The organism is Tunturibacter gelidoferens, assembly GCF_040358255.1.
GTDB classification, from domain to species: Bacteria; Acidobacteriota; Terriglobia; order Terriglobales; family Acidobacteriaceae; genus Edaphobacter; species Edaphobacter gelidiferens.
The window spans coordinates 5,352,951-5,365,504 of the sequence record NZ_CP132938.1 but is presented as its reverse complement, the minus strand read 5'-3'; the positions used below and the strand labels follow the sequence as shown (position 1 = coordinate 5,365,504).

Below are 12,554 nucleotides of genomic sequence, written 5' to 3'. Positions count from 1 at the left end.
GGCCCGCAAACGGCAGATCCGCGAGCTAGTTATCCAGAACAACGAGCTTGTGAGCGATCGCAAACAGCGCCAACTCCAGCCGCGTCGAAACGCCGGTCTTATCGAAGATATTCGAAAGATGCCGCTTCACCGTCTCTTCACTGATCGTGAACTGCTTAGCAACATCTTTGTTGCTGCAGCCTTCCACGATGCAGGTCACGACCTCCAACTCCCTGGGCGTCAAACCATAGGTCTTCCGCTCCGGAACCGCTGCTGCTTTCTTCATCAACTCGTTCAGCGCCGTCACCAGATTAGCAACCCGCTCCCCGCCTATCCAGTAGTCGCCAGAGAGCACAGCCCGCAGCGAACGTGAAAGATCGCCCGCAACCGCATCCTTCAGCACGATACCGCGAGCTCCAATCTGCAGCGCTTCGATGATCTGTTGCGTCGAGATCGTACTCGTCAGCATGATGATCTTCACCCGCGGCGACTTGCTCATAATCGCGCGCAGAGCTTCCAGTCCAGGCAGCCGAGGCATCTGCAGATCAAGCAGCAGAATATCCGGCTCCAGCTCCAGTGTCTGCGTAATCGCCACATTGCCATCTTCGGCTTCGCCTACCACCTCGAAGCCGGCCTCATTCTCCAGCATGTTCTTCACGCCGAAGCGCACCACCGGATGATCGTCGGCAACAACGATACGGATCGGTGTCGCCGCAACAACTGCATCGTCAGATTTCTTTATCGATTCCTTCATCGTTGCATCATCTCCCGACAACTCGTTGACCCGACACTAGTTGCTTTCGCGTGCGACCAGAATACGCCGCAGCCGTTCGCACGCCACCATGAATTCGTCCAGTGTAGCTACATCGTCATCACGCAAGCCCCGCTCCTCCATTGACGTTGCAAGTCTTTGCAGCTCAATGGCTCCCACCATTCCGGACCCACCCTTGATGGCATGAGCCTCCTTTCTATACGCAACATCATCGCCGTCGGATGTTGCCCGTCGCATCTTACCAATCCTCGCCTCGGCATCCTTGAGGCAAAGGGCATACAACTGCTCCAGCTGCGACCGCCGCATGGACTCTGAAAGCTTCCCATAGACCCCCTCATCCAACACACCCCCCTTCGCACCGCTTGATCCCTCGTCGGCTCGAGCAGAACCACGGGAGATTGCTCTCGCCAGGGTCTCCATCGTAAACGGTTTCAGTAGAAACCCGTCGAACTCCTGCCCCGTCCCATCCTCCAACTCACTCCCGCTCATCGCCAGCAGTAAGCTCCCCGTCCCGCACAATCCGCGCAGGCGCCGAGCAAGTTCATCCCCCGCAGTCCCAGGCATCTGCATATCCGTCAACACCACCTCAGGCAACGGACGGGCCCGCTGCACGTGCACCAGCGCGGCATCCCCCGACTCCAACGCCTCAACCTCGTATCCCGCCCTCTCCGCCAGCAGCATAAGCACCTCCCGGCTCAACTCATCGTCATCCACAATCAAAATCCGAACCGGCATGTCTCTCACTCGTCCTTAGCGCAAAGACTATCAACTGACAGTCTTGAGTACCATTCTGGCGCATGATAGCGGTAAAGTAGTTGCCATGGCTTCGGAGGATGTGCAGGACGACCAGAATCAGGACCGGCCGAAGCAGCCCAACGAGCAAGCCCAGCTGGCCGCGACCCTCGCAGCCCTCTCCGCCCGCGTCGAGAGTCTTGAACAGCAGTTAGCGCAACTGCGTTCTACCCCCTCCTTCAAAGCGCGCAAACTCGCAGCCCCTCCACCACGCCCTTCCTCAACTCCATCCACAGAGGCTCCCACCCCCGACTTCGTCCGCAATCTTCCTAAATCCAACGGCTCACTCGAAGACCGCATCGGCTCCCAGCTCTTCAGCCGCATCGGAATCGTCGCCCTCCTCATCGCCACCACTCTCTTCCTCAAGTGGGCCATCGACAATCACTGGATAGGCCCCACAGGCCGCATCCTCGCCTGTCTGATCGCAGGCGCGGCCATCGTAGTCTGGTCCGAGCGCTTTCGCCGCCAGGGCTTCAACGCCTTCTCCTACTCGCTCAAGGCCATCGGCACCGGAGCCCTCTACCTGTCCCTCTGGGCCGCCTTCCAGCTCTACCATCTACTACCCGCCGGCATAGCTCTTACCGCCATGATCCTGGTCACCGCATGGAACGCCTATATGGCCTGGTCGCAGAACAGCCAGATCCTCGCCGCCTACGCACTCGTGGGAGCCTTCGCAACCCCTCTGCTCCTCTCCACCGGCGGCAACCACGAGGTCTTCCTCTTCACCTACATCCTCGCAATCGATGTCGCCACGGTCTCGCTCGTCCGCCTTAAGCCCTGGCCGCACCTTCTCTTCGGAATCTTCCCCGCCACCGTAGCCTTCGTCATCGGCTGGTACGTCGAATGGTTCGACGTCTACAACACGCCAAAGCCCCTCGCCACCACCGCGATCTTCATCGGCCTGTTTTTCCTTACCTTTCTCATCCCGTCCATCCGCACCCAGCAAAATGACCAACACCCATCAAGTCCAATAACCGAAATCCTCCTCCCATTGGCGAATGCAACCTTCGCTGCACTCGCGCTCTACTCCGTCCTGCAGGACACCGGCAATCACGATCTCCTCCCCTGGCTGGCGGTTCTATTCGCCGCGTTCTATCTGGGCCTGATGCGCTTGCCCCAATCCCGCATAACCTCCGCCGTCCATCTCTCTCTCGCGATCGTCTTCCTCACCATCGCCATCCCACTTAAGGCCAGTGGCCGCTGGATCATCGTTGGCTGGCTCGCTGAGGGCGCAGCTCTCCTCTGGGTGGCGGCACGTCTCTCCAGCCCAACGCCAGTCAAGGACGCCGCTTCAGCTCCACTCATCCTTCGCCGCCTCGCCACCATCGCTCTCGCCCTCGGTGTCTGCGGCCTCCTCATCGAACCCTTCTGGCTCAATGAGCAAATCGACACGGCCTTCTTCAACCTCCGTTTCGCCACCGCCCTCTTCGGACTCGCCGCTCTAGGCCTCTCCGCGCTCATCGCGCATGGCTCCCTGCGCCACTCCGACCAGCAGAACAAAGCGTTCCCAAACTGGGTCACCATCGCGGGATCCTCCATCGTCGCGTTCAACTTCATCGCCATCCTCTCGTGTCTCCGCGAGCTTGACTCCGCATGGCGCGTCTCTGCTGGCAACCCCGAAGCCGATCTGCAAAAGGCCCTAGCCATCTCCACCTTTCTCATGCTCTACGGCGCGTGCCTGCTGGCTTTGGGCTTCTGGAAGCGCTCCGCCTTCATCCGCTGGCAGGCGCTCCTCCTGCTGGTCTTCACCATCGGTAAAGCCTTCCTCTACGACTTGCGCAACCTCAGCCAGGGCTACCGCGTCCTAAGCTTTCTCGGACTCGGGGCCTTATTGATGGCCATCAGCTTCGCCTATCAGAAGGACTGGCTGGCTCTCCGCCTCCCCAATCCCACACCCGAACCCCATCTGCCCCCGCAGGAAGGAGCCGACCGGTGAAGTCTGCGATTCTCCTGACCGTCCTTCTCTGGCAGTCGAACGCAAACCCGGAGCCAACTGACCCTCACTATCTTCGCTTCGAACGAGCCATCACGGTACCGTCAGGCGCAGGTCAAAGCTGCGCCATCATCGACCCCTCTCTCTTCCCACACGCCGGTCCGTCCCTCAAAGATCTCCGCCTCTTTCAGAACAACCGAGAGATCCCCTATGCCATCACGCTGAGCGAGCCGCAGCAACCTGACAGCGACACCGCCGTCATCCGTAACCTCGGCCTTCGCGGTCGCAACATCGTCTTCGACCTCGAGATGCCGAACCGCCCCTACACCGAACTCACCCTCGAGCTAGCCGGACACGACTTCATCGCCACCGCCACCGTCTCCGGGACCCACGACCCCAACTACGCGAACCAGACGAATCTCGGCGAGTTTACGATCTTCGACCTGAGCAGCCAACATTTCTCTCGCAGCACAACGATTCATCTGCAGGAGACCAGCCTCCCCTATCTCCACATCGAACTAGCAGTCTCCCCAGCTGCCGCCGCACACGCCTTAGACACCTCTCCGCAAGTTCTTCAAAAGATGGTGATATCGGTCACCGTTCCCCCCAGCCGCGAAGCTCAGTCTCTCTACACCAAGGCAGGCGAAGTCTCCAGCATCACCCAGCGCGGCCGCCAAAGCGTCGCCACCTTCGCCCTGCCACAACGCATTCCCATTGAGCGCGTCTCCTTCTCTCTCTCGCCAGCCTTCAAAGCGAACTTTAGCCGCGATATCAGCATCAAGGACCATCCCACCACCTCGCCTAACCCAGCCGACGCACTCAGCGAAACCCTCGCCGGCACCATCCTCCGCGTCCACCTCACTCAGGCAGGTCGCGAGATTCGTCAGGAGCAGCTCAGCGTCCCCGCTACCCTGGGCTCGAACATGCAAAGCGCAGCCACAGTCGAAGTCGCGGTCAACAACGGCGACGACGCCCCACTCCCGATCACCGCCATACGCCTCGAGATGCGTCAGCGCAAGATCTGTTTCGACGCCCCCACGGCAGTGCCTCTCACCCTTTTCTACGGCGACGCCGCCCTTACTGCGCCCCAGTACGACTACACCCGCCTCTTCTCTCCCTCGAGCGAGTTTCACGAAGCAAAGTTAGGACCTGAACAGTTCAACCCTGCCTACCGCGATCGTCCAGACGCCCGCCCTCTCACGGATCGCCATCCCCATCTGCTCTGGATCGCCCTTCTGGTCGTGATTTGCATTCTCGCGATCGTCGCCATCCGTTCGTCGAAGACAGTCCACCACTAGCTGTCCGCCGCTGGCAGCATATCTTCCGACCAAAGGGAGGGCTACGTCTTCCAACTCCGCCGAGACAAGGTATACAAGTCACGAAGTGACCGCCCTCCGCGCAGGAGGCCCGTCCGGCAGGACAGATTCTTACCGAATCGCCGCATCCACTTCGCTGATCCAGTTTGGCGACTTCAGAATCTCTCGCGGCTTTGATCCATCCGCAGGCCCCACCAAACCGTCGTTGTACATCATGTCGATCAGGTGAGCCGCGCGCCCATATCCGATCCGCAACCTGCGCTGCAGCAGGGAAGTGCTCGCCTTCCCAAACTCAAACACCAGCCGAACCGCATCGTCATAGAGCTCGTCGTTATTGTCTCCATCGACGCCGCCATCCCCATCTTTGCCGGTCCCGGTATCTTCCTTCGGCCCTTCCAGGAAGCCATGCACATACTCAGCCTCACCCTGCGCCCTCCAGAACGCAGTCACCGCCGAGATCTCTTTCTCCGTCACAAACGGCGCATGCACACGCTGCACCCGGCTGGTCCCCGGCGGCAGATAGAGCATATCGCCGCGTCCCAGCAGGCTCTCCGCACCATTCGAATCGATGATCGTCCGCGAGTCCACCTTCGTCGCCAACCTGAAGCTCATACGAGTAGGCACATTGGCCTTGATCAATCCCGTAATCACGTCCACCGAAGGCCGCTGCGTCGCAAGCACCAGATGAATACCCACGGCACGAGCCATCTGCGCCAACCGTGTGATCGACTCTTCGACATTCGCCCGATCCAGCATCATCAAGTCAGCCAACTCATCGATGATGATGATGATGTAAGGCAGCGGCTCCTGATTCACATCCTCAAACAAGTACTCGCTGCCATGGTCGAACAGTTTATTGAACTGATCGATATTCCTCACATGATTCGCCGCCAGCAGCTTCAACCTTCGCTCCATCTCACGCACAGCATTGCGCAGCGCATTCGCCGCCAGCTTCGCCTCCGTGATGATCGGCGTAAACAGGTGCGGGATTCCCTCATACATCCCAAGCTCCACCCGCTTCGGGTCCACAAGAATCATGCGAACCTGTTCCGGCGTCGACTTGAACAGCACACTCATGATCATCGCGTTGATCGCAACCGACTTGCCCGAGCCAGTCGAACCGGCAATCAACACATGCGGCATACTCGCCAGGTCTGCCGTCACGATGCGCCCGTTGATGTCCTTACCAAGTGCAATCGCCAGCCTGCTCTTGCTCTGCGCGAAGCTCTCACACTCGACCACATCCCTCAGCCAGATCGTCTCCCGCTCATGGTTCGGCACCTGGATCCCAACCGTGCTCTTACCCGGCATCCGCTCAATCAGAATCGACTCAGCCGCCATCGCAAGGCAAAGATCATCCGCCAGCCCCGTAATCCGAGCGACCTTAACCCCAGCCTCTGGCTTGAACTCAAACGTCGTCACCACCGGCCCCGGATTGATCTGCGTCACCTGCCCATCGACACCAAACTCAGCCGACTTCTCCACCAGCACCCGCGCCTCTTCACGCAGCGCATCCTCGCGAACCACAGCGTGCTCTTCACTCCGATAAAGCAGCGACGAAGGCGGCAGCTTATACCCCCGCACACTCTTCGGCACAATCGTTACCGGCTTGATATCCGCATCCGCCCGCTTGCCAAACGAAATATTATCCGGCAACGTGTGAAGCGGCTGCGAAGCAGCAGGGACTGGAGCAAACGGAGCTCTCGGCTCCTCCGCCACCTTCTTCGGCACCCGCATCGGTGCCGGAGCCTTCATCGAAACAGGCTCACGCCCCTCCTCAGCACCAGCAAAATCTCTGAAGTTCGACTCGTCATCCAGCGCATGCACCGGGGCCGCCGCCTTGGCCAGCACCTCCGCAAACGGCGCCGCCGCCGCCACCGCCGTACTGAACGCTGTCACCGGAGGAGCATCCACCAGCGTCCGTGGCATAGCCTCGAAGATCGAAGTATGATGCCCGACCGCAACCTCCTCGGGTGAAATCGAGATTGGCTGCACCTTCTTCTTCTTCCTGCTCAACCAGCCAAACAAACCACCCAGCAGCGTCGTCGTCTGCTCCGGCTCGGGCTCCAGTCTCCTGCGCTCTGCCGCCTCCGCAAGCTCACGAGTCCGCCGCGCCCTGGCATCCGCCTGCTCCCGTTTACTCCCATAAGCCTCTTCAAGATCTACCTCAGCACCAGCCCGGCGACTCCGACGCTGCGACCACCACTCCCACAGCCGCTGCACAAAGCCAAACCGTATCGTCGCCCACTCCCGCGCCGTATTGAACGTAAATGTCGTCGCCAGGTACAGCGACACCGCCACCATCAGGGTCAGCACAATCGCAGCCCCGGGCAGATTCAAATAATGCACCAGCAAGTCCGCCAGCAGCCGCCCCGTCGTCCCCTCAACGGGCAGCGAGCCACGCCACATCATCTCGCCAGGCAGCAGCGCAATCGCAGCCGGCCCAAACACCACCCACATCCCCAACCCAATCGTCTTCGCCAGCGGAGACCCCGCCGGTCGCGACCGCATCCAGCAAATCCCCAACCGTCCCAGTACCAGCGGCAGGAAAAATGCCGCAACCCCAATCAGCTGCAGCATCGCATCGGCGAGATACGCCCCAACCATCCCCGTCCAGTTATGTGCCGGCCGCCCTTTCACGTACTGTCCCACCGTATCGAAAGAGGGATCAGTTGGCGTATAGCTCGCAAGCGCCAGCAGCAGCAGCCCCGCGCCCACCAGTACGACCATCCCGAGAATCTCATTCAGGCGGCGGTTGCGCGTCGGGGTCGAAACAAGTCTCAGAGTTTTCATTGGGGAGCCTTCATGTGAGGGGGACGCGCGGGCTCATTCGTCACAGCGCGCACCACCACTCACGCCGTCCGATCCAAACCGAGCCCGCAAATCACCAGAGCACCTTTGATTATCCCAGACCCTCTCCAACCACCCGCACAAAAGTGGAAAAACCTCACTTCGGGGTACCCACATACAAACCCACAGGCACTCTCTGCATCTACTCCCTCATATTCACCGCCGAGCAAAATTTCACTCGGCGGTCCTTAGAACCGGTTGGCAGGGGAGCGGGATTTTCGCGATTTCTCTTGCTTGCCGTCGGCGGAGGAGAATCGCGCACAGCCGACGGACCCTGCTCCAACCGCACCCCGTACCTACTACACCCAAGATCGAGGTCTCCATCATGCCGACAGATTCAGGTAAGCAGAACGAAATGCAGCGCGCTCTCAACTCCCTCATCAGCACTCTTCTCGACAGCCAGAAGGGCTTTGCCGACATCGGCGAACATCTGAAAGACGACACTCTCAAACGTTACTTCCTCGCCGAATCTCTCAAGCGCGCCAGCTTCCGCGGCGATCTGGAGGAGATTCTCCATCAGAATGGCGTACACGACATCAAAGAGTCCGGCACGACCGCCGGCGCCCTCCACCGCGTCTGGGGAGACCTGAAAGCCAAGCTCGGCGGCGGCGACCACACCCTCCTCGAGACCGCCGAACAGGGCGAAGACGAGGCCAAGAAGGCCTACGCCGACGCTCTCGATCAGGATCTTCCGCTCCCTGTCCGCCAGCTCGTTGCAGAGCAGCAGGCCCACGTCCTCACCTCTCACGACTACGTGAAGAGCCACCGCGACTCACTCGTATCCAAATAACCAAGGCGATGCAACTCGACGATGGGCAGCAGGGTTCGTCCCCGCTGCCCATATTTTTGTTTTTGTTGGCGTTAATAATTGTGCTGCTGTAGATATGCGTCAGCACAGGCGTAAAGAAAGGGAAGTGATTCAACATGATCGGCCGTATCCTCCTCGCCTCAATCTTCCTTATCTCGGGCACTCTTCACTTCCTGGCCCCCGGCGTTTACCTCCGAATCATGCCGCCCTACCTGCCCGCGCACACACTTCTAATCCACATCAGCGGTGCGGCGGAGATACTCGGCGGCATCGGCCTGCTCATCCCCTCAACGCGCCACGCCGCGGCGTGGGGTCTGGTCGTTCTGCTCATCGCCGTCCTGCCGGCCAATATCTACATGGCGACATCCCACTTGCGCCTTCCCGGCATCATGGGCCAAAGCTGGGCACAATGGCTCCGCATCCCCCTACAACTTCCACTCATTTACTGGGCATGGTTCTGCACTCGCAATCGATAAAGCCACGCTCTTTTCATCTGAATTTGCAATCATTTGCAGAAATTCCGCCGAGCTCTGCAGACTAAACTTCCACTCGCGATCGCTTTAGTACCCCGCGTGATACAGCCCAAACACCACCACAGATGCCACCAGGCAATAGATCCCGAAGAGATACCATCTGCCTTCCTCCAGCCAACTGCTCAACCACCTCAACGCCAACAGTCCGGCCAGAAATGCAAACACAGCGCCAAGAAGTCCCATCACCATGCTTCCGTGCAGATCAATCGGCATGCCCGCCGCCTTCGCCTCATGCGAGGCCTTCACCAGCCGCAGCACCTCGCGCCCTACCGCTGGAGGAGTCAGCACAACCGCCAGCGCGAAGCTGAACCGCTCCGCCCGCTCTTTACTCGCACCCGTCAGCATGCCCGTCGAGATAGTAGCTCCCGACCGCGAAAATCCACGGAACGGCAGGCACAGACCCTGAATCGCACCGATCCATCCCGCCTGTCGCATCGTCACGCTGTCGCCATAGACCTGCTCATGCGCGCCCATGCGCCGCTTCTCCATCAGCCCAGCAAGCAGAATCAGCAAACCAGCCGCGGCCAACGCGGGAGCAATCAGATCCAGCCGCCCAAAAAGCAGCTCGATCTCTCCCTTCGAAGCTCCCTTGAACGCCGTCTTCTCGATAGCCTTGATGATCACTTCACCAATCACAGCAGTCAGCAGAGAAGCCCAGATCAGACGGATCAGAAACCGCTTGAACGCATCGCCGCCTGAAAAATAAGTCTTTTTCCACTGGTTCCAGAAGTAAACAATCACGGCAAACATCGTGCCTGTATGCAGCATCACCAGCAGCAGCGTCATCTGCGGCGTCGTCGGGTCAAGCCCCAACAGCTTTTCAGCAACTACAACGTGAGCGGAGCTCGAGACAGGCAAAAGTTCAGCGAGCCCTTGCACAATGGCAAGGATGATGACATGAAGAATCGACATGCATCCATCCTAAAGCGTCTGCATGTGTAAACGGTAAACAAGATATGTCCTGCCGGACGGGCCTCCTACGCGGAGGGCGGTCACTTCGTGACGGGTATACCGGTCTCGGCGAACCAAACTGCATAGGTCCTCCCGCTGGTCGGGATCATCTTCTTTCCGACCAACGGGAGGACCACCTCTCTTCATCCGCCACAACAAGGTATACAAGTCACGAAGTGACCGCCCCACGCGCAGTGGGCCCGTCCGGCAGGACATATCTTCTAATCCCGATCACTCCCATAAATCGCAATCCCCTGCGACACCCGAAACGCAATACTGGCCCCACGCGCCGCAAACTCCGACTTCGGATACCGCGCTTTCAAATCCATAGCCAGCGCCTGTGCCCTCTTCGCCGCCTCCTCCGACCGCTTCTTATCCTCCTGCACCTGATACATCGTCACCACCACCCCCTGCCGATACACCGCGTTGTACAGCGCCTCTGCGGCCTTAGGCCCATCCGCATACTGCTGCGCATACTTCACGTACAACCCCGTCTCCATCTCCGGACACTTCGGCAACCCTTGCCAGTCCCCACACAGCTTGTTGTCCAGCAGATCGAACGCCGCGCGCGCCGCAAACTCGCTCCCCGGATACGTCTTCATCACCTTCTTCAACTCACCCTCATAGATCTGAGGCCGCAGATAGGCCTCCTGCTCCTTCGCACTCGGCAGCGTGCTGATATCGACCTTATCCAACTGCCAGCGAATATCCGCCGCCCGCCACGCCGCCTCAGCCGCCAGCGGCGAATCCGGAAAGTATTCTGCCACGCGCTTGTACAGCAGGTGAGCCGCCCCAGCCGCCCCCTTCGGTGCATGCGGTCGCTCCGCCTCATCTTCAAAGTTCGCAGCCGAACCAAACAGAATCACATCCCCGCCAGCCGTACTCGGCCCCAGAATCCCCTTATCCCGAATCCAACCCGACGCCGGCGTTACATTCGCGTCCTCGCCAAACTCAGGCTTGTTGCGGTCGTCCTCATTCGCATCGTCGTTGATGTCGGTATTCGCAAACACCTTCACCCACGGCCCGCTCCGCTCAACGATCTGTATCTCGTGTCCCGGCGTCACCAGCGAAAGCTTCTGTGCATCCGCATCTGACGCAACATACACATTCGCATCATGCAGCACAGTCGCGATGGCGGCCCTATCGTAGTTCGGTCTCTTCTTCTGACCCATCGCAGCGGCGCTCGTTATCAGCACAACCGCCCCAATACCCATCGCCGCATATCGCCTGATAAAAAAAATCCGCATAGTCCTCACTTCGAAGCCGCCACAATCGCAGGGCAGCGAGATACGGTCCAGTCTAAACTTTTGCTCCTCGGCGAAACGAGCCAACCTCCTCCGGGAACCCACAGACTGCGCCACTATCTCTACGCGCATCAAATCCATAGACTAAAGAAAGACCATGCAGCAAGATAAAAACGCGCAAACCGCATGATGACACTCCAAACGGAAGACTATTCGAGCCTCAAACGGAAGTTGATCCTCCGCGATTCCCTGACCTTTCTCAGTCTGCTGCTCGTAACCGTCGTTCTATTCCTTATCACCTTCTACCTGTTTCACTCCTTCACCTCCCACCGCGAAGAACTGGCACAACGCTGGTCCGCCCGAGGCCAGGCCGCCCTTAACGCAGGCTACCCCGAACAGGCAATCGTCGCCCTCCGCACCGCCCTCTCCTACGCCCCCGACCAACGTTCCTACGAGCTCCTCCTCGCGCAGGCCCTCGGCGACGCCGGCCACACCGAAGAGTCTTTCAACTACTTCCTTGGCCTTTGGGAGACTCAACCCGGCGACGGCTTCATCAACCTCAGCCTCGCCCGCCTCGCCGCCAGGAAGAACGACATCCAGCCCGCCATCAACTACTACCGAGCCTCCATCTACGGCACCTGGGAGGGAGACGGGGTCCTCCGCCGCCGCGAGGTCCGCCTCGAACTCTCGCGCTATCTCATCGCGCATCAGGACTTCAGCAGCGCCCGCACCGAACTCCTCATCACCGGAGGCAACGCGCCCGACGACGTCCCCCTCGCCATCACCCTCGCACAACTTCTCGAGCAGGCCAAAGCCCCTCACGACGCCTTGACCTACTACCGGAAGGTCCTCGCGCAGGAGCCAGAAAACCAGATCGCCCTCCAATCCGCCGCTCGCCTCGAATACGACTCCGGCCACTTCGACGAAGCTCACCGCCTCATGGAACAGGCCATGCACCAGCAGGAAAACTCCCCCTCCACCCACGAAGCAACAACCCTCGCCGACAAGCAGATGCTCGAAGACTCCAAACGCATCCTGGAACTAGCACCCCTGAAGAAGCTCCCCGACAACGAACGTGTCACGCGCATCCTAAAAGCCCGCGCCCTGGCGAAGAAGCGCTTCGACGCCTGCAGTACCCAACTCTCTGCCGCCAGCGGCCTCTCCACTCGGCTGCAGGATCTCACCACGAAATGGGCCAGCAAAGACGCCACCAGCAGCCGCTCCGCCCTCCTCAACGACCCCACTCAGCAGGACGCAACCCTGCAACTCATCTTCGACACCGAGACCCAGACCAGCAAAATATGCTCCGCTCCCACCGGCGACGACGCGCTCCTCTTGCAACTCGCCCAATTTCCAAAAGCGATGGAGCCCTAAGC

10 protein-coding genes are annotated in these 12,554 nt (G+C 59.7%); 5 read left to right on the top strand and 5 right to left on the bottom strand.

Annotation, left to right across the window (positions count from 1 at the left end):
- Window positions 1–25: 25 nt before the first annotated feature.
- Entirely contained in the window at window positions 26–733 is a 708-nt protein-coding gene (locus RBB81_RS22995) for a response regulator transcription factor (RefSeq protein WP_353072293.1), read from the bottom strand.
- A 36-nt stretch (window positions 734–769) separates the two neighbouring features.
- Complete coding sequence (locus RBB81_RS22990; RefSeq protein WP_353072292.1) at window positions 770–1,486, bottom strand: Hpt domain-containing response regulator; 717 nt, start codon at window positions 1,484–1,486, stop codon at window positions 770–772.
- 85 nt (window positions 1,487–1,571) lie between these two features.
- On the opposite strand from RBB81_RS22990, the gene RBB81_RS22985 reads away from it, so the two are divergent.
- Together RBB81_RS22985 and RBB81_RS22980 are read left to right on the top strand one after the other, a co-directional pair.
- On the top strand, window positions 1,572–3,479 hold the full coding sequence (locus tag RBB81_RS22985; RefSeq protein ID WP_353072291.1) for a DUF2339 domain-containing protein: 1,908 nt from the start codon (window positions 1,572–1,574) through the stop codon (window positions 3,477–3,479).
- The gene (locus RBB81_RS22980) at window positions 3,476–4,774 is read left to right on the top strand and encodes a DUF3999 family protein (protein WP_353072290.1); all 1,299 of its coding nucleotides are present in this window, start codon (window positions 3,476–3,478) and stop codon (window positions 4,772–4,774) included. Before RBB81_RS22985 ends, RBB81_RS22980 begins: the two co-directional genes overlap by 4 nt.
- A gap of 129 nt (window positions 4,775–4,903) precedes the next feature.
- Here the strand turns inward: RBB81_RS22980 and RBB81_RS22975 are convergent, their stop codons facing one another.
- Window positions 4,904–7,585, bottom strand: coding sequence for a DNA translocase FtsK (locus RBB81_RS22975; RefSeq protein ID WP_353072289.1), 2,682 nt, complete (start codon window positions 7,583–7,585; stop codon window positions 4,904–4,906).
- 382 nt (window positions 7,586–7,967) lie between these two features.
- On the opposite strand from RBB81_RS22975, the gene RBB81_RS22970 reads away from it, so the two are divergent.
- Together RBB81_RS22970 and RBB81_RS22965 are read left to right on the top strand one after the other, a co-directional pair.
- Complete coding sequence (locus tag RBB81_RS22970) at window positions 7,968–8,432, top strand: PA2169 family four-helix-bundle protein (protein WP_353072288.1); 465 nt, start codon at window positions 7,968–7,970, stop codon at window positions 8,430–8,432.
- Between the two features lie 134 nt (window positions 8,433–8,566).
- The gene (locus RBB81_RS22965) at window positions 8,567–8,926 is read left to right on the top strand and encodes a DoxX family protein (protein ID WP_353072287.1); all 360 of its coding nucleotides are present in this window, start codon (window positions 8,567–8,569) and stop codon (window positions 8,924–8,926) included.
- A gap of 84 nt (window positions 8,927–9,010) precedes the next feature.
- Here RBB81_RS22965 and RBB81_RS22960 read toward each other — a convergent pair whose 3' ends face one another.
- Both RBB81_RS22960 and RBB81_RS22955 read right to left on the bottom strand, forming a co-directional pair.
- Window positions 9,011–9,895, bottom strand: coding sequence for an undecaprenyl-diphosphate phosphatase (locus RBB81_RS22960; RefSeq protein WP_353072286.1), 885 nt, complete (start codon window positions 9,893–9,895; stop codon window positions 9,011–9,013).
- Window positions 9,896–10,155: 260 nt separating this feature from the next.
- Window positions 10,156–11,181, bottom strand: coding sequence for a hypothetical protein (locus RBB81_RS22955; protein ID WP_353072285.1), 1,026 nt, complete (start codon window positions 11,179–11,181; stop codon window positions 10,156–10,158).
- Window positions 11,182–11,364: 183 nt separating this feature from the next.
- Here RBB81_RS22955 and RBB81_RS22950 point away from each other — a divergent pair, with 183 nt between their 5' ends.
- Complete coding sequence (locus RBB81_RS22950) at window positions 11,365–12,552, top strand: tetratricopeptide repeat protein (RefSeq protein ID WP_353072284.1); 1,188 nt, start codon at window positions 11,365–11,367, stop codon at window positions 12,550–12,552.
- Window positions 12,553–12,554: the final 2 nt, after the last annotated feature.

Excerpts from the sequence above, each read along its gene's own strand:
- RBB81_RS22995 (WP_353072293.1), bottom strand. The coding sequence starts at position 733 with ATGAAGGAATCGATAAAGAAATCTGACGATGCAGTTGTTGCGGCGACA.
- RBB81_RS22990 (WP_353072292.1), bottom strand. The coding sequence starts at position 1,486 with ATGCCGGTTCGGATTTTGATTGTGGATGACGATGAGTTGAGCCGGGAG.
- RBB81_RS22985 (WP_353072291.1), top strand. The coding sequence starts at position 1,572 with ATGGCTTCGGAGGATGTGCAGGACGACCAGAATCAGGACCGGCCGAAG.
- RBB81_RS22975 (WP_353072289.1), bottom strand. The coding sequence starts at position 7,585 with ATGAAAACTCTGAGACTTGTTTCGACCCCGACGCGCAACCGCCGCCTG.
- RBB81_RS22970 (WP_353072288.1), top strand. The coding sequence starts at position 7,968 with ATGCCGACAGATTCAGGTAAGCAGAACGAAATGCAGCGCGCTCTCAAC.
- RBB81_RS22965 (WP_353072287.1), top strand. The coding sequence starts at position 8,567 with ATGATCGGCCGTATCCTCCTCGCCTCAATCTTCCTTATCTCGGGCACT.
- RBB81_RS22960 (WP_353072286.1), bottom strand. The coding sequence starts at position 9,895 with ATGTCGATTCTTCATGTCATCATCCTTGCCATTGTGCAAGGGCTCGCT.
- RBB81_RS22955 (WP_353072285.1), bottom strand. The coding sequence starts at position 11,181 with ATGCGGATTTTTTTTATCAGGCGATATGCGGCGATGGGTATTGGGGCG.
- RBB81_RS22950 (WP_353072284.1), top strand. The coding sequence starts at position 11,365 with ATGATGACACTCCAAACGGAAGACTATTCGAGCCTCAAACGGAAGTTG.